Origin of the sequence: Geomonas agri, assembly GCF_020179605.1 — a bacterium.
Taxonomy (GTDB): Bacteria; Desulfobacterota; Desulfuromonadia; order Geobacterales; family Geobacteraceae; genus Geomonas; species Geomonas agri.
Genome location: NZ_JAINZO010000001.1, coordinates 1,053,801 through 1,075,048, shown reverse-complemented (window position 1 = coordinate 1,075,048; position 21,248 = coordinate 1,053,801). Strand labels below are relative to the sequence as shown.

The window sequence follows — 21,248 nt, the reverse complement described above, 5'->3', positions numbered from 1 at the left end:
GCGCGAGCCCCCTTTTTGCTTCCCTCGTTTTTTTAATGATTTATCCGCCTAGGCGAAAAAAGATAATCATTCAGGCATTTTTTTCTTGCACGGAGAGGCCTCCTTTGCTATAAGTAGGTCTCTCGCAAGCCGGAGTGGCGGAATTGGTAGACGCGCTAGATTCAGGTTCTAGTACTCGCAAGGGTGTGCTGGTTCGATTCCAGTCTTCGGCACCAAAAGATCAAGAGGTTGGGCGTTAGCCTAACCTCTTTTTTCTTCCTTATAACCGCGAGAGATAATGGGGCTGTAGCTCAGTTGGGAGAGCGCTTGAATGGCATTCAAGAGGTCGTCAGTTCGATCCTGATCAGCTCCACCATCAATCAAGAAACGGGGTTCGGCACATTGCCGGACCCCGTTTTTCTTTTCCCCCCACCCGGATTCCCGCTTTTCTTTGCACACCTCCCTTCCCCCCTACGTCACCTCTCGCTCCACAAAAAACAGGGAGACAGGCACCTGACGAGCCAGTCCCCGGCTGAACCGCATACCAGGTGGGCGCAGCCGCTAGCCTGCCGGGATGAAGTATTCGCCCAGGCATAACCGTAACCAGCGTAAAATAAGGAATGGCAATGAGATGACCTGCTCCCAAGGTATGTTGACAGGAGGCCCAGCGCGGAGGTCCATCATGAGAAAACATGGGCATCAGACATTCAGACACGCCGACCCGGTTGCGGAACTTGACCGGCAGCACCAGGGGTCGATAGGAGGCCAACCAATGGCGGAAAATGCCGGTAGGAGTTCCAAAGAGGAAACCTCTGCCAGCCTCAGCCAGGGTAGTCACGAGGATTTCACCCCGGGACGCGATCCTGCGGAAGGTCCCGACGTTGCGTTGGCATCCCCTTCCCACGAACGGTGGGCCCAACACACCGCCGAGCGGGATCCTACCGAAGGTTCGCCGGCAGAGGTATCGGCCTACAAAGGTAGATGGTAATGCTTGGTCAAGCGGGACGCTTCATTCGAGGCGGTCCCGCTCTTTGCTGTCCCCCCTCACCCACTCCTCCTGCATGAAGTCGTCTCGCCCCCCGCCCCGCAAGCATCCTCACATATATCCTCTCCACCGCTACGCAGCCGTCACTCCTGTCTTTATGCATGTTGCCACCCTTCTCCGTCTGTATATAATTACCGAATTCTAATGCTACGACCTGCAATGAATTTCCATCAGTAATCACTTCAACCTCAATAAATGGATGGCCTATCTGTGACCCAGAGCAGTTTTTTGATAAATCGGCCGGACCGGCCACTCTACGCTGTGATAGTCGTTGTAGCCGCCTCTCTCGGCTTACTCAACGTCCTGGTGTATTTCTTTGCTCCGCCGACCAGATCTGAAGTGGTGCAGTGGTATCTGCCCACGGTACATACCTTCGTTGCCCTTTGTTCCTTCTGTGTCGCGTTTCTCGCCTTGGGGCGACACCAGGTGCTCAGGTATCCCGCCCCTTTCTGGATAGGGATCGCCTACCTAGCTCACTCCATCTATTCCATTTTCCGTCTCTTGGTATTCCCAACGCTGCCAGGCAACCGAGGCATCATCGAGGCGCTGCCGAACACTTCCCCCTGGCTGATGAACCTGCAGATGGCTACCCTTGCCGCTTGCGTCATAATTGCCCCCTTCAGCTCTGTCCCCCGCGGCAGACGTTCCGCCTGGATGATTGCGGCAGCAGCGGTCGGAGCGGTCACCTTGGCCGCGGTTGCCGTGGTGAAACTCGATCGCGTCCTCCCTGTCATGGTGGTGGCAGGAAGCTTCACGGAGGGGGAGGTCGCCCTTCTGCTGTTCCTGGCGACGATGCTCTTCGCCAGCGCAGTGGTAGCCACTGCGACCTACCTCGATACCGGAGACCGCCTCTTCGCCTTTACGGCTTTGTCACAACTGGCCGCCACCTCGTCGGTTGCCATGAACGCACTGGGGGCAAACTGGTTCAACCTCCCCTTCTATCTTGGCCGCAACATCATCGTCATCGGGGCGTTTGTCATGCTGTTTGGACTCCTCGCCGACTACGTGCAACTGGCGCGGATGGAACAGGAAAAGAGCCAGGAGCTTGCCAGGCGATCCGAGGAACTGGCGCGAAGTGAGGAGAAACTGCGCTACAACGAGGCCACCTTGCAGATGGCCATCACCACCACCGGCATGGGCACCTTCGAGTTCGAACCACAAACCGGCAAGCTGACCTGGTCCGACCAAGCCAAGAGGAACTTCGGGCTGTCGCCTGATGCGGCGGCGTCCTACGAACTGTTGATATCCGCGGTCCACCCGGAAGACCGTGCACAGGCGCAGGAAGCGCTTAAGAAGGCCCTGCAGCCGGACAGCGGCGGCTTTTACCGGGCCGAATGCCGCGCCATCGGCATCGAGGATGGCAAGGAACGCTGGCTTATGGCGAGGGGACAGGTGTTTTTCGATGCAGCAGGGAGGCCGACCCGGGTGATCGGCACCACCCTCGACATCACCGATCCCAAGAAGGCCGAAGCGCGGCTGCGAAGGATCTTCGACTCCGGCATGATCGGCCTCATCTACTGGAACATGCACGGGGACATCCTCGACGCCAACGACGCCTTTCTCAACATGCTGGGGCGGAGCCGGGCCGAACTGGAAGCGGGGACGATAAAGTGGAGCGAGCTTACCCCACCCGAGTTCGATGCTCTGGACCAGTACGCCCTTGACGAACTGCGTGCCACCGGCCTCGACACGCCATACGAGAAGGAGTTCCTGCGCAGCGACGGCACCAGGGTTCCCATCATCATAGGCGCCGCCACCCTGCCTGAAGCACCCGAGGAAGGGGTCGGTTTCGCCCTTGACATCACCGAACGCAAGAAGGCCGAGGAGGAGGTGCGTAAGGCCAGAAACAGCCTCGAAGTGCGGGTGCGGGAACGAACCGAGGAACTAAGGCATGCCCTGCAGGAACTGAAAAGCCAAACTGAGGAGCGGCTACGGGCGGTCGAGGAACTGAGAGTCAGGGATCAGATGCTCATGCAGCAAAATCGGCTGGCGGCGATGGGGGAAATGCTGGTCAACATCTCGCACCAGTGGCGCCAGCCCCTGAACGTGCTCGGGCTGATACTGCAGAACCTGGCAAGGAGCTACCAACGTGGCACCCTGTCCGTGGAGATCGTGCGCAAAAGCGTGGGCCGTGGCACGGAGCTCATCGAACACATGTCCAAGACGATCGAGGACTTTTCTGCGTACCTGAACCCGGACAAGACCAAACTGCCATTCGACGTCGGCGAGGTGATCAACAACGCGCTGTCGATGGTGAGGGAAACACTGCAGGGGATCGCTGTGGAGGTGCACCGTCCCGAGGAAGCCGTCATGGCTGATGGTTACCGCAACGAGTACGCGCAGGTGGTGATCAACATCCTGGTCAATGCACGTGACGCGCTGCGTGAACATTCTGTCGCCAATCCTAAGGTGGTCATCAGGATAAGCAAGCACGACGACAAAAGCGTGGTTACGGTTTCGGACAACGCGGGAGGCATTCCGGCCGGAGTCATCGACAAGATCTTCGACCCCTATTTCACCACCAAGGAGCCCGGCAAGGGAACAGGGATCGGCCTGTTCATGTCCAAGGCGATCATTGAGAAGAGCATGGGCGGCAAACTGACCGCACAGAACACCGACAGCGGCGCCGAATTCATCATCGAGGTATGACATGCCTACAGCTAGAGAGCGGGTAACGAGCATCCTATACGTGGAAGACGAGGCCGAGACACGGGAGCTGATCGGCAACCTCCTTATCGAGGATCATCCCCACATCAACATTCTGATAGCAAGTGATGGAGCACAGGGGTTGACTCTGTTTAAGGAACACCGGCCGCAGATCGTGATCACCGACATCAGGTTGCCGGCGATGGACGGTCTCACCATGGCGGGCCACATCCGGGAAATAGACCAGGAAGTCGACCTGATAGCAGTCAGCGCCTACAGCGACACCAGTTTCCTGGTACGCGCCATCGAGCTCGGTTTCAGCAACTACATTTTCAAACCGGTCAATTTATCCAAGCTGCATACCGCCGTGACCGGGATCGTCAAGGTAAGGGAGCTGAAGCACCGCTTTACCGAGCAGAACGAGCTGCTGCGCAAAAGCGAGCAGCGACTCCAGGCTACCTTCGACCAGGCCGCCGTCGGGGTCGGGCACGTTGCCATGGATGGTACCTTCCTGCGCATCAACGACAAGTACTGCGACATCGCGGGGTGCAACAGCGGCAGCGTACCCGCCACCATCTACGACTTCACCCATCCCGAGGACCTGCCGGTGTGCCGCAGCCACCATGAACTTCTGCTGGAAGGAAAACAGCGCAGCTATTCGCTGGAAAAACGCTACGTCCACGACAACACCGTCGTCTGGGCCTCCCTAACGGTCTCCATGGTACAGGACCGAAACGGCAAGGACACTTTCATGGTCGCTATCATCGACGATATCACTGAGAGAAAAGTCCTGGAGCAGAAGATCGCGGACCTGAACCGGGCCCTGTCGTCACGGGCGGATGAGTTGGAGAGCGCCAACCGCGACCTGACCGCCTTCAACTACACGGTGGCCCATGACCTGCGTCAACCCTTGAACCTGATCAGCGGCTACTGCCAGGCTGTCAGCATGACGTGCGGCAACATGCTCGGCGACGACTGCCGCGATTTCCTCCAGAAAGCCTACGAGGGCACCGTGAAGATGAACAAGCTGGTCAACGCCCTGCTCGAATTCGCGGAGATGGCGCACGCGGAACCGAAGCAGGAAACGGTGGACCTGAGCCTCGGAGCAGAGGAGATCGCGGCCGAACTGGCGCGGTCCGAGCCGCAGCGACTGGCGACCTTCACCATAGCGCCAGGCCTGTCGGCACAGGGGGACAGCCAGTTGCTCAGGGTGGTCCTCGCCAACCTGCTCGGCAATGCGTGGAAGTACACGGCGGGACGGAAGGAGACTGTCATCGAGTTCGGAAGTACCATCCGTGAAGGCGTGCCGGCGTTCTACGTCAGGGATAACGGTATCGGCTTCGACGCGGCGCAGACCAAGGAGATATTCGTCCCGTTCCGGCGTCTGCCGGGGTCGCAACGAAGCGGCGGGTTCGGTATCGGGCTGGCAACGGTGGAGAGAATCATCAAGCGGCACGGAGGCGAGGTGTGGGCCGAAGGAGAGCCGGGCAAGGGCGCCACCTTCTATTTCTCCCTACCCTGAAAGTCCCAGGGCGAGGAGCGGCGGCTCACCCCTATCCTTAGTCTAAAGCTCTTTATTGTTTTCCAGCAGATCCAGGAAAGCCTTGAACAAGGCGCTGCGATAGTCGTTTTTCCTGGTTACGATCAACAGGGTTCGCTGCAGGTCGACCGGATTGGCCACCTCGTACAGCCATCCCTGGTCGAGCTCACGTTGCACGGCCATGCGCGAGATGCACCCTACCCCTAACCCAGCTTCCACCGCCTTCTTGATCGCCTCCGTGTGCCCCAGTTCAAGAGCCACCGCGTAGCTCACCCCTGCCCTCTCCATGGCGGCTTCAAAAATCTCCCGGGTGCCGGATCCCGTTTCCCTCATGATCCAGGCCGCATCCTTCAGCATGTCCGGCGTCGCTCGCCCCAGCGATGCCCAAGGGTGATCCTTCCCCACGATCAACACCAATTCATCCCGCCGCCAAGGGGAGGCCTCGAGGGACGGGAGGTGCTGCAGCCCTTCGATTAACCCGAGATCCAGCTCGCCCGCCTCGACCCCCTGCTCTACCTGGAGCGCGTTGCCCACCTGCAAAAGAGCCTTGGCGCCAGGGTAGAGACGCGAGAACTCGCCGACCATTGCAGGAAGGAGGTAATTGCCGATGGTAGTGCTCGCACCGACTACCAGCGTTCCCGTCGGGGTCCCGATCGATTCCTCCAGGAACCTCTCTATCCTGTGCACCCTTGCCAGCACCTCCCGGGCCTCGGGGAGCAACTGCCGACCGCGATCGTTTAAATAGAGCCGCCGCCCGGAACGCTCGAAGAGCGGCGCCCCCGACAACCGCTCCAGTTCCGCGAGCGCCATGCTGACCGCAGACTGCGTCAAGAGCAGTTGATTGCTCGCTTGCGTCACCTGCCCGCACATCGCAACTTTCTCGAAGATCTCCAACTGCCTCAGCGTAATAGCCATGACCGCACCACTTCATAAATAATTTTGATCCAAAAAAATTATATTACTCATTTTTATTTATATAGCAATAGCGATATGATCCAACCATGATTTCCACATATTGGAGGGGACAATGCAGAGGGTAGAAGTTCGGATCGTCGTCTTGGGATTGATGCTGATAGCAGCCGCCGCACCAGGGAGCGGCACAGGAGTCGCACTCGCATTAGGGATAGCGTATGCCCTGGTGTTCGGGAATCCATGGCTGACGCGCACGGCGCGGTTGAGCAAGATCACCCTGCAGCTTTCCGTAGTGGGGCTGGGCTTCGGACTGGAGATAGGTGAAGTACTGCAGACAGGGAGGGCAAACCTGCTCTACACCATCGTCGGGATCAGCTGTACGCTCGCCGTGGGCTACCTGCTGGGGAAACTCTTTGGCACCGGCAGTAACACCTCGATACTCATTTCCGCCGGAACCGCCATCTGCGGCGGCAGCGCCATAGCAGCGATGGCACCGGTGATTGATGCCAAAGACGACGAGACGGCAGTCGCGCTCGGCACTGTCTTCACCCTCAATGCCATCGCGTTGCTGGTTTTCCCTCTCATCGGACACCTGCTCGGGCTCCCGCAGGGCGTCTTCGGAACCTGGGCCGGCCTCGCCATCCACGATACCAGTAGCGTCGTCGGTGCCGCTTCCGCCTATGGGGTTCAGGCACTGAAGGTCGGCACCACCGTCAAATTGGCCCGAGCCATCTGGATCACGCCGGTCGTGCTTGGCTTTGCGCTGTTGAGGGGATCGAGGGAGAGGATCAGCATCCCCCTGTTCATCATCGGGTTTCTTCTTGCGGCAACTATCAGGACCGCTCTACCGGCATACGGGCCACAGTGGGACCACGTCGCGGCGTTAGCCACACATTGTCTCAAGATTTCTTTGTTCTTGGTGGGGCTGGGACTAAGCCGGGAAGTGTTCAGGAGGGTGGGATTGCGTCCCATGCTGCAAGGTGTGACGCTCTGGGTCGCAGTAAGCTGCGTAACTTTGGCCGCGTTATTGGCGATCGGGATCGCATGACCTGGACCACGAATACAAAGAGCCCCGGCATCGCTGCCGGAGCTCTTTGGGTAAGGGACGCCCGCCTCGCTAGAGACGGGCTAAATTCTGCAACCTTCTTTGCAGTGCGATACAGGGCGAATAGCAAACTTAGAGGTCCACATAGCCTGATCTCCTTTCCCGAAATAGAAGTTATCTACTCATACACCGCAGCGGCGGTACAAGTCAACATAAAAAGATCAATTCGATCCTTTTTGGTTTACGCCTGATTCAGAGGGTCTGGTGGCACCCTTCGCAGGGGACGGGACCTTCCATCGTGCGGGCCTCGGGCTGATGGCAGCCAACACAGACCCGGTGGGCACTTGCATAACAAAGTTGCTCATTGCGGCAGTATCTAGTACCGTTTAAAGGGAAACTCAATGAAGTAAACACATGCGCCAGCAGTAGGCGTAAGACACGGCGTGAAAGGAGAAGCAATGCGCGACATCCCCGATCTGCTCGACGGCCTCAAAAGGACGCCCAGCATCCTGTCGCAGTTCGTGGCAACCATTCCGGAGCAGAAACTGGATCTACGGAGGGGTGACGGCTTCTGGACCATAGCCGAGCACGTCAACCACCTCGCCGAGGTACAGCCCATGCTGCTACAGAGGATCGACCGTTTTTTGAAGGAGGAGCATCCCCAATTCATCCCATACCTTCCAGGACAAGGGGAAGAGGAACCTGACACTCCGTCGCGGTTGGAAATAACGACGGCTCTGGACCAGTTCACCACCTGCAGGGTGAAGCAGTTGGAACTGCTGAAAGGACTGGACGAAACAACGTGGTGCAGGACCGGGACGCACCCGGAATACGAGGCGTACTCGCTTTACATCCTCACTAGGCACATCCTCATGCACGATCACTGGCACATGTACCGGATGGAAGAGCTCTGGCTGACCAGGGACGCCTATCTCACCAAGCTTTAGCACCTGGTCGGTCTCGGAAGGGTTCACTTGCTACAACAAAAAAGGCCAAGGAGCAGCCGCCCCTTGGCCTTTGGTTTGTTCTGGCTAGATGCCGGTGCCGTCGTCACCGTACCCTTTTGCCGGCGTCGTTCCGCGCTTGAAGAGCAGGATGCTCACACCGTCACCGCTTCGGTCAAATTCAAAGGCAAGCTCATGGTCGTAGGCCAGCTGCGCCACCGGCTCCAGTTGTGACAGATCGCGCAGCCTGATCAGGATGCGGTTTCCCTTGCCCAGATAATCATGGATGCTCTGGGCGAGATCGAGGATAAAAAGCCCCTTCTCTTCGGTCAAATCGACCAGGTTCAGGTTGGTCGCGGCCACCGCGTCGAGGGTGATATGCCGCGGAGCCCATGGGTTACTCTCGCCCGCCGAGAGGTGCGCCCGCTGCGACTCGTCGGGAGCGTTCAGCACCATCCCCGCCGCCACGGTCGCGTTGGTGAAACGGTCGATGAGGATGAAACTGCCGGTGTCACGGTTGGTGCCGTACGGGTCGAAGGACACCGGGCGGTCCAGCTCGATGCGCGCCAGGCCGATCTCGTTCAGCCCCAGGGTGCTCACCAGCTTCTGCTCCAACGTGTTCACGTCCACCGCGTATTGCACTGCGGTCACCCGGCCCGGCGTCACGCCGGTTGCCGTCTTCACCAGGTAAAGCTGGCCAGGCTGCAGCGGCTCGTCGTGCATCCAGACCAAGTGTGCCTCAGGATGCCTGGTGTAGAGCGGCGGCGCCTCGGGACGGGTCAGCATGTCCCCGCGGCTGATGTCGATCTCGTCCTCCAGGGTGAGCGTCACCGCCTGCCCCGCCACCGCCTCATCCAGGTCGCCGTTGAAGGTGACGATGCGGGCGACCTTGCTGGTCTGGCCCGAGGAGGCGACCCGGATCTCGTCGCCGGGACGGACGGTGCCGGAGGCGACGGTGCCGCAGAAACCGCGGAAGTCGAGGTTGGGACGGTTCACCCACTGCACCGGGAGGCGGAACGGCTGCTCGTCGCGGTCGTCCTCGACCTGCACCGTCTCCAGGAAGTGCATCAAGGTCGGTCCTTGGTACCACGGGGTCTCGCCGCTCTTGTCGATGATGTTGTCGCCGTTCAGCGCGGAAATCGGGAGCGCGGTGATGCTGGTGAACCCTAGCGGCGCGGCGAACTCGCGGTAGTCCGCCTCGATGGCGCGGAACTTCTCCTCGTCGTAGTCGATCAGGTCCATCTTGTTGATGGCCAGGACGACGTGCTTGATGCCAACCAGGGAAACCAGGAAGCTGTGCCGGCGGGTCTGGGTCAAGAGCCCCTTGCGCGCGTCGACCAGGATCACGGCCACCTTGGCCGTCGAGGCGCCGGTCACCATGTTGCGGGTGTACTGCTCGTGTCCCGGGGTGTCGGCCACGATGAACTTCCTGCGGGCGGTGGAGAAGAAGCGGTAGGCGACGTCGATGGTGATGCCCTGCTCACGCTCGGCCTGCAGCCCGTCTAGAAGGAGCGCATAGTCGATGGCGCCCCCCTGGGTCCCCACTTTCTTGCTGTCCGCCTCGAGCGCAGCCAACTGGTCCTCGAAGACCATCTTGGAATCCCACAACAGGCGCCCGATCAGGGTGCTCTTGCCGTCATCCACGCTGCCGCAGGTGATGAAGCGAAGCAACGACTTCTCCTCCTGGCTCTTCAGGTAGGCAAGGATATCTTTCTCGATCAGTTCTGATTGATGTGCCATTAGAAGTATCCTTCCTGTTTCTTCTTCTCCATCGAACCGGCCTGGTCGTGGTCGATCAGGCGCCCCTGGCGCTCGGAGGTGCGGGTAAGCAGCATTTCCTGGATGATCTCGGGGAGCGTGTCGGCCTCTGACTCGACCGCGCCGGTGAGCGGATAGCAGCCCAAAGTGCGGAAGCGGACCGACTTGTACTCGACCTTCTCGCCCGGTTGCAATTCCAGCCGGTCGTCGTCGACCATGATCAGCATGCCGTCACGCTCAACCACGGGACGCTCCGCCGCATAGTAAAGCGGCACTATGGGTATCTCTTCCAGGTGGATGTACTGCCAGATGTCCAGTTCGGTCCAGTTGGAGAGCGGGAAGACGCGGATGCTCTCGCCCGGCTTGACGCGGGTATTGTACAAACTCCAGAGTTCGGGGCGCTGGTTCTTCGGGTCCCAGCGGTGATTGGCGCTCCTGAAGGAGAAGATGCGCTCCTTGGCGCGGGACTTCTCCTCGTCGCGGCGTGCACCGCCAAAGGCCGCGTCGAACTTATACTTGTCGAGAGCCTGCTTAAGCCCCTCAGTCTTCATCACGTCGGTGTAGAGCGCGGAGCCGTGGGTGAAGGGAGAGACCCCCTTTTTCACCCCGTCCTCGTTCACATGCACCAGCAGTTCCATGCCGGACTCCTTTGCCATGCGGCCGCGGAACTCGATCATGTCGCGGAATTTCCAGGTGGTGTCGACGTGCAACAGCGGGAAAGGCGGCGGTGCCGGGTAAAAGGCCTTGCGGGCCAAGTGCAGCATCACCGCGGAATCCTTGCCGATGGAGTAGAGCATCACCGGGTTGTCGAACTCGGCCACCACCTCGCGGATGATGTGGATGCTTTCGGCTTCGAGTTGCTGCAGATGGGTCAGATTTTTCTTCATGGCGTTATCCCGTATCGATCTTCGTGTGCCGGAGCTTATCAGCGCCGGGCGCGTCGTCCCCTACCCTGTTACCTGCGGTGCAGGCCACACTCCTTGTGCTCAGGGTTCTCCCACCACCAACGGCCAGCGCGGGCGTCCTCGCCGGGCTGAACCGCCCTAGTACAAGGGGCGCAGCCGATGGAGCGGTAGCCTTGCTTCAGGAGGCGGTTCTGCGGCAGGCGGCGCTCCTTGACGAACTCCAGGAGCTGGGCCTCGCTCCAGTCCAGCAGTGGGTTGAGTTTGAGGATGCCGCCGTTCAACTGGTCCAGTTCGATGGCCTTCAGGTCGGTGCGGGTGACGTTGTGGTCGCGGCGCATGCCGGTGATCCAGCCGGCCAGGCCCTGCAGCGCGCGCCCCAGCGGTTCCACCTTACGGATGTGGCAGCACTCGTGGCGGTTTTCCAGGGACTCCCTGAAGGAGAAAAGCCCCTTCTCGCGCTCCAGCTTCTCTACAGCTTCATGCTTGGGGAAAAACCAGTCAATCTGGATCCGGTATCGCTCGGTGATGGCGTCGGCGACCTCGTAGGTTTCCTCGTTGAGCCGGCCGGTATCGAGGGCGAAAACGCCGATCTCCAGGCCGGCCTCCTTGGCCAGTTCGATAATGGCGACATCCTCCAGCGAGAAGGAGCAGGCGAGCTTCACCGGTCCTTGGGCGGCTTCAAGGCCGAGGCGCAAGATATCCTGGGCGGTTGCGTCGGCGGGAATTTCAGGCACAGCGTTCATTGCGGCTTCCTTTCCAGATGCGATTCAGTGCTGGGATCGGGGAAAAGTATAAAACCCCAGATCCATGCTTGTGTGAGGTTGTATCTTATATAACCAAAACAGTCAACAAAATTTATATTAATTGCACACACAATAAGTAGGTTTATGTGTTGCCTTGTTCACTCCTATGACAACAGGAAAAGGTCACACAGTGCAAATTACTGAATACACGAAACAAAGAACCGCATCACGCTGTCAATGGTGGCGCAGTACTGGAACAAAAAAGCGGGGATAGAGGGCGATTGGAGTAAGGACAGGAGAGATTCTACAGCAGCCAGGTAGGGAATAGTCTGACGGCACCGGGCAGCCTTAGTGTGAGTCGTGCAACACCCGGATCGTTCTCCAGGCGCCAGAATGAAAGCGCAGCGACCAGACAACGGCGGTGAACAGGACGAAACAAGTGCCGAGGGTCCACTCGGCGATAAGGCTGGGCATGAAGCTGTCAATCAGCCACAGGCAAAGCAGGAAGCCAGCGGAGGAATAGACGAAGGTACGGGCGACCCAATTGGTATCGCCGGCGGAGGAGAGCACGCAGCCGGTCATGACGTTGGCGGCATCGAAGAGGCAGTAAAAGGCCACGAACTTCATGATGACGGAACCGGTTTCGATGATCTGGACAGACTCCCGGCCATGACCGGCGAAGACGGAGATGAGTGGAGCGGAGCACGTGGCGAAGAGAACCGCCATCACCAGCATCCAGACTTCGCACACCAGCAGCGACTGGGAGGCGATGGCCGGGACCTCGTCGTCCTCCCCTGCCCCGCGAGCGTGTCCCACAAGGATGCCCGCCGCCTGCCCGAGGCCGAGCGCGGGGAAGAAGGCCATACCGTTGATCCGGAACGCGATGCTGGAGGCCGCCAGTTCGGCGGTTCCCAGCCGGCCGAGCACAACCAGGAACAGGGTCCAGGCCAGGAGCTCGCCGCTGATGCGCAGTCCCATGGGCATGGCGAGTTTCAGGAAACGGAAGAGTTCGACGCGGTCTGGGCGGCGGGCATTACGGGCGGAGCAGCCATGGCCGACGACGAAGATGGCAGCGTAGAGTAACGCGGCCACGGCCTGGGCCGAGACGGTGGCCAGCGCGGCACCGGTTATCCCGAGTCGCGGCATGCCCCACTCCCCCAGCACCAGCCCCCAGGCGAGTAGTGCGTTGATGACGAAGGAACAGAAGGTCACCGCGGTGACGATGGCAGGGCGCCCGATGCCGGAAAGCCAGCCCGCCAGAGCGGACCCGAGCACGGGAAACAACGAACCCGCCATGCAGATGGTGAAGTAGCTGATCTCGTCGCCCGCGACGTCAGGAGTATGCCCCGCCAAACGAAAGAGTTGGCCGATCGGCCAGGCAACGGCCAGCGCCAGGACGCCGGAGGCGAGCGCAGTGTGGATGCCGAGCCAGGCCGATTTGCGCACTCCGGCGATGTCGCCGCGCCCATGGTTGTGGGCCACAAAGGTCCCTGCGTAGCCGGCGGTGCCGAAGAGAAAGCCCTGGAACAGGATTACCGCCAGGCCGGCCGGTCCGATGGCCGCCACCGCGGCGCTCGAATGCCGGGAAAGGACGATGGCGTCCACGATCTGCATCAGGGTGATGGCGGAGGTGGAAAGTATCATGGGGCCTGCCAGTTTCAGCAGGCGCGGAACGTGGTTCGTTGCGGACAAAAGAGCCCTTCCTTTATGGTTGTTTCGGCTGGCCTCAGTGCCAGGGGGGCGCGGGGTGAAACCGGCTGCCAGGCGCGCCGGGGAATAGTGAAGATAACCCCAATGGCGTCAGAAGACAAGAAGGATAAGAGCATTGGCAGATAGCCCGTGGGCTGTATGAAAACGTCGGTATGAGAGGGTTTCCTTCTCTCTCTTCACGTTTTCTGTGGTCAGGTGTCAACTGCTTTGATGTAAACAAACTGCTATAACTCAGCACAGTAATGCCGATACGGTTCAAAAGGCATCTAAGTTCAGTTAAAAGGAGGAGAAGAGATGTATCTTCGAGGAATGTGCAGTACTCTTTCCATCCTGTCAGCGACCGCTCTTATCACTACTCCAGGGGTCTTCGCAGCTGACCAGGCAACGCCGGCCAAGGTAAAAGTAAAGGAAGTGAAGTCCTGCGCGGTCTGCCACAAGCCTGCCCCAGGGCAACTCCGCGCCTTTTTTGACAACGTGGCCATGAAATCGCAGACCATCCAACTGAAGTTCGACGACGGCGCCGAGGTGGTGGCCTTCGACAAGGACACCCTTAGCATCGTGAACCCAGCCGTCCCCGGAAACCTGGACAAGTCGCTTCGGGCCATAAAGAAAGGACACGAGGTGCGCGTCGCCTACGTGGAGGGGAGTAACGGCATTAAGAAAATCAGCGAGATATCCATCAAGCCGGCCATGAAAGTGCCTGTTGAAAAACAGCTCAAGGTCGAGCAGATGGAAAAGCTGATCTCAGGGAAGGAGAAATACACCCTGGTGGACGCGCGGCCGGGGCCCAAGTTCCAGGAGGGAACAATCCCGACCGCCATCAATATCCCCTACCCCGCTTTCCAGAAGAACCTGGACAAGCTCCCCAAGGACAAGGGGGAACTGCTGGTCTACTTCTGTGCCGGCGTCACGTGAGCGCTCAGCCCCTCTTCCGCCCGTGAGGCGGAAAAACTCGGTTATACCAACGTAAAAATCTTCCACGACGGCATTCCCGAATGGAACAACCGCAACTTCACGGTGCTGAGCGCGCAGTCCCTCAAAGAGGGGTGGCTGGACAAAGGGCTCTCGCTCGTGCTCCTCGATGTGCGCCCGGAGTCACAAACCGGACAAGGTTTCATCCCGGGAGCCACCAATGTGCCGGAACGGGACCTGGACCAGGTCCTGGTCAACTTCCCTAAACGTGAGTTCAAGCCTCCGGTCGTGATTTACGATGCCTCAGGCGACGGCGCCGCCGAACGTGTCGCGGCCAAGTTGATCAAGGCCGGCTACCCAGGGCCACGCGTCCTCACGGGCGGGTACGACGCCTGGAAAGGTGCGGGTTATCAGGCCGCCACCGGGAAACCGGCCACCCAGGTCGTCTACGTTCCCAAACTTAAGCCGGGCACCATACCGGTCAATGAGTTCCAGGCCTTCGCCCGCAGCATTCCGGCCGGGGTGCAACTGCTGGACGTGCGCGGCGCCGACGAAGCTGCCAAAACGGGGATGATAAAGGGTGCAGTCAACATCCCGGCCGACGAGATCGCCGACCGCCTGGCAGAAATATCGAGGGACAAGAAGGTCGTGCTGCACTGCAACACCGGCACCCGAGCCGAAATGGCCTACACCATCCTCAAGGAGAAGGGGTACCAGGTCCAGTACCTGGACGCCACCATCGCTCCCAACCAGGACGGCGGTTTCACCATCAAGTGATCCGAGTATCGCGGAACGCTCGCGCCTGAAACAAAGAAGGGCCCGCCACCTAGGGGGCGGGCCCTTTCCTTGTCGCCATCGCACCAAGCCGATGACCGGGTGTTGTCGCTGCGACTAGTGCTTGTTCAACACGCGCAGCGTGTCGTTTGCCTCCTGAAGTTTCTTCTTGAGGATCTTCAGCTCTGCTACAGTGTAGGTGCTCGCGCCCTTCTCATTAATGGCGACCTGCAGTTTCCTGATCCTGTCCTGGATGCTGTCGACCTGGTTATTGCAATCCTTCAGAAGCATCGCGCACTCTTTCTCGCACTGCGCATCGCCGCCTTTGTGCATGGTGCCGTGGTTGGCGGTCTCCTCAGCCAGTACCGGTGTTGCCGCCGCGAAAAGGGATACCGCCATAAGGACCAAAAGTTGTTTTTTCATTGTTACATCCTCCTTGATCGAGTTTTTTTCGCGCTCCAGCGCGCTTATGCCTAACTAATAGCATCGCCCATGCCAACCTGTAACATACTGAAATTTGAAGATAACAGCAGAGCTGCAGACTGGGATTAGAGAATATTCGACGACACCAGTGGCTTATTCGGCAAGAAGTCCTGTTAGAGAGGCCAGAGTTGAAGCTGCTTTCCGTCCTGAGGACCAGTACAGGAGCAAGGAGCAAGGGATGGCACAACTTTTTAAATAGGCAAACTGCTGCTGAAGGACCGCTTCGTGCGCTCGGCAACGTTGGTGCGACAGGAAGAGGCCCAATTCGGCGCTAAGCCGCCCCCGTGATCGGCGAACCGGACCTGGTCAAGAGATGGCACGAGGGCGACCACGGCATGGCCGTCTGCATTTCCTGCAACGGTTGCTGCGGGCCAGCTTTGGAAGGGTTAGGGCTGCGCTGCGTGGTGTTCGATCCGGAACAAGAGCGGGCATAAAAAAGAGCCCCCTGCGGCGGTACCGCGGGGGGACTTGGTTTGCCATCGTTGGCTTTAAAGAGGACTGGCACTTGGCGAAGTCAGCCCCCTTCCGTTTTTGGGGACCTGTCCTGGCGGAGCCAAGCCCTTAGGCCGGTATGTTCACCAGGGAGGCGACCAGCTTTCTTCCCTCGGCGTCGCACAAGACGTCAAAGGTCACTTCGCGGGCATCCGCCCCGGCTTCCTTGCGCTTGATCCCCATCCGGTCCACGACCAGGGTCTCGGTACCCACCCACAGGTACTCCTCGGCACGCCCTAGGACGTCGGCCACCACCCCCAGGTAAACCTCCAGCATCTTGTCGTCCTTCCCCATTGCCAGCAACTGCGCCTCGATATCGGCCAGCCTTTTCTCCAGCCCGGCTACATCGGTCTCCCCCCCCGAACGAGGATCAAAGCCAAAGCCACCGCGCTGCAACAGGGAGAGCTTGGAACTGAGAAGGGTACGGTGCTTTTCCAGGGTACCCCGCTTGGTCTTCATCTCGGTGATCCGCCCCAGGGCGATACGCAGCAGGTGATCATAGGCCCGGCGCTTCAACTGGTAGCGGGTTTCCTCCTCGCTGTCGTTCAGGTCCATGAGCCGGTGCGCCTCGAAGCTCACCGTTACCTGAGGTACATCGCGCAGCACCACGTCGCCCGAGAGCGATGCCCCCAGCGTGAGCCGCTCCCGCTTTTCCATGAGTAAAAGTGCGGTCGCGCCGTGCTGCAGCGATGCGCTCTGGCCGCGCATCTGCACCAGGTTGGGCTCACGCTCCAGGAAGTCGGCCATTTCTGAGGCGGTGACGAAGTAGGTGCGCAGGTTGGGATTGGTGTCGTAGCTTTGCAGATCGAGTGGCAGGACCGGCCCAGTGCCGTCCACAAGCGTGACGACGTGGTCGATGGCGTGCATAACGGCGGGACGGAGTTTTTTCTTGTAGGCGAAAACGGCCCGGATCCAGGGATCGGTGCCGTCAACGGCGCGCTCGATGGCCTTGTTGACCAGGGAGGCCGGCACGGCGCCTCCCTTGGTGCCGCGCCGGAAGATGGACTGTAGGAACCTCAGCAACTGCCGCCTCCGGATTTACTTCTTCTCGTTGGTCTGACTGATATCGAAATCGCGCTTCATAGTGTACAGACTCCTAATCAGCTCGTATTCGAACGGCGAGCCGGTCTGGCGGTACCTGAAGGGGGTGCGATGCCTCCTGTCCACGGCATAGATGCCGGAATAGGCATAGGTAAAGGTGCTGTCGTTGATCCAGGCGACCGGCCCCAGATAGTTGGAGGTGGCCAGATCGGCGACTAGCCCGGTCGTGTCCCGCACGTTGGAGGCCCCCATCACGGGGAGCATCAGATAGCTGCCGCTGCCGGCTCCGTAATGTCCCAAAGTGAGACCGAAATCTTCGGTCTGGCGTTTGAGCCCCATCTTCTTGGCCTGGTCCCACAGACCTCCCACGCCGATGGTCGAGTTGACCACAAAGCGGCTCACCGTGATTCCGGCGGCCTTTAGGTTGAACTGCATGAGATTATTAGTCAAGTTCGTAATTTCACCCAGGTTGTCGATGGCGTCGGAAACGCGGTCCTCAACGTAATTGGGCGTGATGAACTCGTAGCCGCGCACGATGGGGCGATAGAAGTACTCGTCGAAGTAATAGTTGAACCGGTAGCTGCCGCGGTTGAACCCCTCCACGGAATCCTTCACGTCCAGCATGTTGGGCTGCCCGGGCTTCACCAGGTCCTCGTAGCGCCGAAGCGGCGGCTCAACCGGACCGGTCACTATGGGCGCGGTGCTGCAGGCGGAGAGCAGCAGCACAACCAGCAGCGGCGCCAGGAGGCTTCTCTTGGCGAGTAAACCGGGGGTCCGCTTCGCTGTTGTATGAGCCATCGAGCAAGGCTTGTGATAGCTGTAGTTTTTCATGATCACTCCTCCTTCCCTTTCAGAAAGCCGGTGATGGCGGAGACGACGTCGGGGTGAAACATGTTGCCCATGTGACCGCCGCTGGGGAAGATCCAGGCCCGGTCGCCGAAAACACGTTCCAGGTACTCGATGTCACCGGAAACCAGGATGATGTCGTCCTCGTTGTGGATGAGCCCGAACTTGCCGGATCCTTTCAGGTATCCCTCGAGCGAGCGCAGGGTTTCCCGCCGCAGCAGTTGCTCGCGGGTCAGGCCAGGCTCCGTCTTCTGGTAATGCGGGAACAGCCACTGATCGAAATAATCCACGAAGCTGGTCTTGTAGGCAACAGTTGCGTAGCGGGTAAGCGAGGTGGTCGAGGTGAGACGGACGTTTTTGGGCACGATGTAGCCGCCCCCGTTCATTACGTCCGCAGTGAAAATCATGTCGGCCGCGTTCATGCGCGCGGTAAGGCCGATCAAGGCCGCCAGGTTGCTTTCGCTGGGCTGCATCCGTTTGTAGGTGCGGTACATCGACTCGCCGCTCAACCCGCCCGGCCCCCACGATTCAGCCAAGTGCATGGTCTCGCTGAAGACGCCGCGGAACCAGGTGTCGAAGTTGTCCATCCCTCCCGGGACGTTTTGTACCAGCAGCCGGTCCAGCGCCGAAACCGAGTCGTACAGGCAGACCGGCGGGTTGACCAGGAGCACGCGTTTGAAGTTGAAGTGGTGCTCCTTATCGTCGAGTTTGGCAACGAAAGCGGCATTGAAGCCGCCAAGACTGTAGCCGGCAAGCAGGAACTGGGAGACCTGGATGCGATCGCGCACCTTCTGGTAGGCCAGGTCCATCACCCGGTACAGGTCCTTGGCGTCATCGGTGGCAATGCCGGGAAGCCCGCTGGCCGCGTTGACCACGAAGTCCATGTGGGTGGGCGAGGTGATGGAAACAACGTGGAAACCGGTCTGGTACAGCACCTTTTGCAGCTTGAGCATGCGGGGGACGTCAAATCGGGAGCCGGAACCGGCGATCAGGAAGACCAGCGGGGCCTTGCGCTCCTGGTACACCAGCGAGCAGGCGAGCCCTTTCTCGTACCAGAACACTTCGGGTATATCCCGATTCGGGAAGGGACGGACTACGAACTCGTACACCGGGACCTGGTCCGGCAGCCGGACCTCGAACTCCTTAGGGAGTTCCATCACCGTCGCCTCGTACGGGTTCACGAACGGGTAGAAATATGATTGCGGGGGCGCCGCGGTGGCAGGCCGGGCGGCAATGAGGGAAACAATCAGCAGGGTCAATGCCAGTAAACGTTTCATGGATACCTCCCAGAGCCGGTGCTAGGGAATCAGGCCGGACTCTTTGAAATAACGTGCTGCCCCGGGGTGCAGGGGGATGACGGTAACCCGGGCTGCCTGCTCCGGGGTCAGATCCTGGAGAATGGGGTGCTGACGCCGGAACAGGTCGAGGTTGCCGAGGATCTCGCGCACCACGTTATATACCGACTCGTCGGACTGGTCGGCAGAGGTGAACAAGACGGTTCGGACGCCCAGGCTCTGCACGGTGCCGGTGGCCTGCACGTTGGGGTAGAAGCGCATGGGGATGACCACCGGCGCGAGCAGCGGGTTGTTGGCGGTCACCTGTTTGATCAGGGTTTCGTCCAGCGGGACAAGGAGTACCTTGCGGTTGCCGGCGCTTGCCTCCAGCACCGTCAGGTTCGGATGGCCGACAATGCAGAGGTAGGCATCGATATCGCCTTTTTGCAGCAGTTCCGGGGCGATCGCCGTGGAGTGCTGGGAGCTGATCACTTCACCGGGGTTGAGTCCCGACATCTGCAGCAGCGCACTGGCGTAGGTGTTGTCGATTGAGCCGGGAGCGCCGATATTGAGCCTTTTCCCCTTCAGGTCAGCAACGCGCTTGATGCCGCTGTCCACGGCCGCCACGATGGTGACCGTTGCCGGGTAGAGCCCGAGCACCGCCCGCAGCCCCCCCCTCGCCATACCTTCCCAGGGACGTACCCCCTGCATCGCCCTCTTTAAGAGTTCCGTCTCGGCGATGCCGAAGGCCGCCTTCCCCTCCGCGACGGCGTCGATGTTGGCTACCGACCCGGCCGAGGCAACAGTTGCCAGCCTGACCCCGTAGACCGCGCTCTTCTTGTTGAAGATCTTGGCCACGGCACTGGCAGCGGCGTAATAGGAGCTGGTGGTGGTACCGGAGGAGATGGACAAGGGTACTACTGTGGCGCAAAGGACGTGAGAGGACGGGAACAGAAGGGCGGCGGTCAGCACGACAAGGCGCGCGACCTGTCGGGGAAAGTGCATATACTCCTCCAGATAACCGGATTTCTGGCAACGAGCTTTATTTATACCAAATTTTGCGACATGCACACGCGTCAGGTCATGGTCGCGATGGTCTTGCGGAAGCGGGAAAGAGAGATGGCGAAGAGGACGCTCCCTATCAGGAAGAGCGCTGCGAACTGGGGCCACACCACGTCGAACCCGGCGCCGCGGTACAAGATAGCTTGGGCGAGCATGACGAAATGGGTATTCGGGGCGGCGAGCATGACGCCGCGCACCGGCGCCGGCATGCTCTCGCGCGGCGTGGTGCCGCCGGAAAGAATTTGCAGGGGAAGCAGGACCAGCATGGTCAAAAGGCCGAACTGGGGCATGCTGCGCGCCACCGTGCCAAGGAAGATACCGAGGGAAGTGGTCGCGAAGAGGTGCAGCGCGGTCCCCGCGAGGAACAGCGGCACCGAGCCCTCGATCGGAACCCGAAGCGCCCCCTCGACCACCAGGTAGAGCGAGGCCGTGGTTGCGCAGAGCACCACCAGGGCCATGGCCCAGACCTTGGCCATCATGATTTCAAAAGGGGTGATGGGCATGACCAGGAGATGCTCGACTGTGCCATGCTCCCGTTCACGGATGAGGGCCGCACCGGTCAGGATGATGGAAAGCAGGGTGATGTTGTCGATGATCTTCATGACGGCCCCGAACCAGGACTTGTTCAACTCCGGGTTGAAGCGCGCCCTCAAGGCCAAATCGACCTGCTGCCCCGCATCGGGGCGGTAGCGCTGCAGGAAACCGGCGATCTCGTTGGAAACGATGGTCTGGATGTGGCCGTTGCCGGTGAAGGCCTGGCTCATCCTGGTGGCGTCGATATTCAGCTGGATTTCGGCTCTGCGTCCGGCCAAGAGGTCACGCTGGAAGTCGGGGGGAATGGAAAGGGCAAAAGTGTCGAGCCCCGCATCCATCCTGGCGTCCATCTCTTCACGGGTGATGCGCGACGGCGGCGAGAACTGAGGCGGATAGAAGGCATCGGCGATCCGGGTGGAAAGCTGGGAGCGATCCTCGTCCACGATGGCGATGGGGGCCTTGTGCAGCGTCTCCGGCATGGCGGTCGCAGCGGCATAAATGGCGAGCGAAAAGGCGTAGCAGATCAGGATCAGCATGACCGGGTCCCGCAGCAGGCTGAAGAGTTCCTTGACACCAAGGTGGACGATATTGGCGGCGCGCATG

Annotated in this window: 16 protein-coding genes and 2 tRNA genes; 7 read left to right on the top strand and 11 right to left on the bottom strand. The window is 59.9% G+C overall.

Annotation, left to right across the window (positions count from 1 at the left end):
* Window positions 1-128 precede the first annotated feature (128 nt).
* The 4 genes from K7R21_RS04635 to K7R21_RS04620 all read left to right on the top strand — a co-directional run bounded on the left by K7R21_RS04635 (window position 129) and on the right by K7R21_RS04620 (window position 5,192).
* Window positions 129-215 (top strand) — tRNA-Leu (locus K7R21_RS04635).
* A 64-nt stretch (window positions 216-279) separates the two neighbouring features.
* Window positions 280-355 (top strand) — tRNA-Ala (locus tag K7R21_RS04630).
* 930 nt (window positions 356-1,285) lie between these two features.
* On the top strand, window positions 1,286-3,673 hold the full coding sequence (locus tag K7R21_RS20810; protein ID WP_224982112.1) for a PAS domain-containing sensor histidine kinase: 2,388 nt from the start codon (window positions 1,286-1,288) through the stop codon (window positions 3,671-3,673).
* A gap of 1 nt (window position 3,674) precedes the next feature.
* Window positions 3,675-5,192 carry a sensor histidine kinase gene (locus K7R21_RS04620; protein WP_224982111.1) on the top strand — a complete coding sequence of 506 codons (1,518 nt, stop codon included), beginning with the start codon at window positions 3,675-3,677 and terminating at the stop codon, window positions 5,190-5,192.
* 42 nt (window positions 5,193-5,234) lie between these two features.
* On the opposite strand, the gene K7R21_RS04615 is transcribed toward K7R21_RS04620, so the two are convergent.
* Window positions 5,235-6,125 carry a LysR family transcriptional regulator gene (locus tag K7R21_RS04615; RefSeq protein WP_224982110.1) on the bottom strand — a complete coding sequence of 297 codons (891 nt, stop codon included), beginning with the start codon at window positions 6,123-6,125 and terminating at the stop codon, window positions 5,235-5,237.
* A 112-nt stretch (window positions 6,126-6,237) separates the two neighbouring features.
* Here K7R21_RS04615 and K7R21_RS04610 point away from each other — a divergent pair, with 112 nt between their 5' ends.
* Window positions 6,238-7,170 carry a YeiH family protein gene (locus K7R21_RS04610; RefSeq protein ID WP_224982109.1) on the top strand — a complete coding sequence of 311 codons (933 nt, stop codon included), beginning with the start codon at window positions 6,238-6,240 and terminating at the stop codon, window positions 7,168-7,170.
* Between the two features lie 455 nt (window positions 7,171-7,625).
* Complete coding sequence (locus K7R21_RS04605) at window positions 7,626-8,114, top strand: DinB family protein (RefSeq protein ID WP_224982108.1); 489 nt, start codon at window positions 7,626-7,628, stop codon at window positions 8,112-8,114.
* 84 nt (window positions 8,115-8,198) lie between these two features.
* On the opposite strand, the gene cysN is transcribed toward K7R21_RS04605, so the two are convergent.
* The 4 genes from cysN to K7R21_RS04585 all read right to left on the bottom strand — a co-directional run bounded on the left by cysN (window position 8,199) and on the right by K7R21_RS04585 (window position 13,209).
* On the bottom strand, window positions 8,199-9,851 hold the full coding sequence (gene cysN, locus K7R21_RS04600; protein ID WP_224982107.1) for a sulfate adenylyltransferase subunit CysN: 1,653 nt from the start codon (window positions 9,849-9,851) through the stop codon (window positions 8,199-8,201).
* Window positions 9,851-10,756, bottom strand: coding sequence for a sulfate adenylyltransferase subunit CysD (cysD, locus tag K7R21_RS04595; RefSeq protein ID WP_224982106.1), 906 nt, complete (start codon window positions 10,754-10,756; stop codon window positions 9,851-9,853). Before cysD ends, cysN begins: the two co-directional genes overlap by 1 nt.
* 68 nt (window positions 10,757-10,824) lie before the next feature.
* Window positions 10,825-11,517, bottom strand: a complete 693-nt coding sequence (locus K7R21_RS04590) for a phosphoadenylyl-sulfate reductase (protein ID WP_224982105.1) — start codon at window positions 11,515-11,517, stop codon at window positions 10,825-10,827.
* Window positions 11,518-11,865: 348 nt separating this feature from the next.
* Window positions 11,866-13,209, bottom strand: a complete 1,344-nt coding sequence (locus K7R21_RS04585) for an MATE family efflux transporter (protein WP_224982104.1) — start codon at window positions 13,207-13,209, stop codon at window positions 11,866-11,868.
* Window positions 13,210-13,536: 327 nt separating this feature from the next.
* On the opposite strand from K7R21_RS04585, the gene K7R21_RS20805 reads away from it, so the two are divergent.
* Window positions 13,537-14,916: a rhodanese-like domain-containing protein gene (locus K7R21_RS20805; protein ID WP_318248345.1), complete on the top strand. Its 1,380-nt coding sequence runs from the start codon at window positions 13,537-13,539 to the stop codon at window positions 14,914-14,916.
* Between the two features lie 114 nt (window positions 14,917-15,030).
* On the opposite strand, the gene K7R21_RS04570 is transcribed toward K7R21_RS20805, so the two are convergent.
* From K7R21_RS04570 to K7R21_RS04545, 6 genes are all read right to left on the bottom strand, one after another.
* Entirely contained in the window at window positions 15,031-15,336 is a 306-nt protein-coding gene (locus K7R21_RS04570; RefSeq protein ID WP_224982101.1) for a hypothetical protein, read from the bottom strand.
* A gap of 621 nt (window positions 15,337-15,957) precedes the next feature.
* A complete protein-coding gene (locus tag K7R21_RS04565; RefSeq protein WP_224982100.1) occupies window positions 15,958-16,911 on the bottom strand; it encodes a hypothetical protein in 954 nt (317 codons plus the stop codon).
* A gap of 15 nt (window positions 16,912-16,926) precedes the next feature.
* On the bottom strand, window positions 16,927-17,760 hold the full coding sequence (locus K7R21_RS04560) for an MlaA family lipoprotein (protein ID WP_224982099.1): 834 nt from the start codon (window positions 17,758-17,760) through the stop codon (window positions 16,927-16,929).
* A 2-nt stretch (window positions 17,761-17,762) separates the two neighbouring features.
* The gene (locus K7R21_RS04555) at window positions 17,763-19,052 is read right to left on the bottom strand and encodes an alpha/beta hydrolase family protein (RefSeq protein ID WP_224982098.1); all 1,290 of its coding nucleotides are present in this window, start codon (window positions 19,050-19,052) and stop codon (window positions 17,763-17,765) included.
* A gap of 21 nt (window positions 19,053-19,073) precedes the next feature.
* Entirely contained in the window at window positions 19,074-20,054 is a 981-nt protein-coding gene (locus K7R21_RS04550; protein WP_224982097.1) for a TAXI family TRAP transporter solute-binding subunit, read from the bottom strand.
* Between the two features lie 71 nt (window positions 20,055-20,125).
* Complete coding sequence (locus tag K7R21_RS04545; RefSeq protein ID WP_224982096.1) at window positions 20,126-21,247, bottom strand: ABC transporter permease; 1,122 nt, start codon at window positions 21,245-21,247, stop codon at window positions 20,126-20,128.
* Window position 21,248: the final 1 nt, after the last annotated feature.

Coding starts and splice junctions, on each gene's coding strand:
- K7R21_RS04550 (WP_224982097.1), bottom strand. CDS start 20,054: ATGCACTTTCCCCGACAGGTCGCGCGCCTTGTCGTGCTGACCGCCGCC.
- cysD (WP_224982106.1), bottom strand. CDS start 10,756: ATGAAGAAAAATCTGACCCATCTGCAGCAACTCGAAGCCGAAAGCATC.
- K7R21_RS04610 (WP_224982109.1), top strand. CDS start 6,238: ATGCAGAGGGTAGAAGTTCGGATCGTCGTCTTGGGATTGATGCTGATA.
- cysN (WP_224982107.1), bottom strand. CDS start 9,851: ATGGCACATCAATCAGAACTGATCGAGAAAGATATCCTTGCCTACCTG.
- K7R21_RS04590 (WP_224982105.1), bottom strand. CDS start 11,517: ATGAACGCTGTGCCTGAAATTCCCGCCGACGCAACCGCCCAGGATATC.
- K7R21_RS04615 (WP_224982110.1), bottom strand. CDS start 6,125: ATGGCTATTACGCTGAGGCAGTTGGAGATCTTCGAGAAAGTTGCGATG.
- K7R21_RS04620 (WP_224982111.1), top strand. CDS start 3,675: ATGCCTACAGCTAGAGAGCGGGTAACGAGCATCCTATACGTGGAAGAC.
- K7R21_RS04560 (WP_224982099.1), bottom strand. CDS start 17,760: ATGAAAAACTACAGCTATCACAAGCCTTGCTCGATGGCTCATACAACA.
- K7R21_RS04605 (WP_224982108.1), top strand. CDS start 7,626: ATGCGCGACATCCCCGATCTGCTCGACGGCCTCAAAAGGACGCCCAGC.
- K7R21_RS04570 (WP_224982101.1), bottom strand. CDS start 15,336: ATGAAAAAACAACTTTTGGTCCTTATGGCGGTATCCCTTTTCGCGGCG.
- K7R21_RS04545 (WP_224982096.1), bottom strand. CDS start 21,247: ATGCGCGCCGCCAATATCGTCCACCTTGGTGTCAAGGAACTCTTCAGC.
- K7R21_RS04555 (WP_224982098.1), bottom strand. CDS start 19,052: ATGAAACGTTTACTGGCATTGACCCTGCTGATTGTTTCCCTCATTGCC.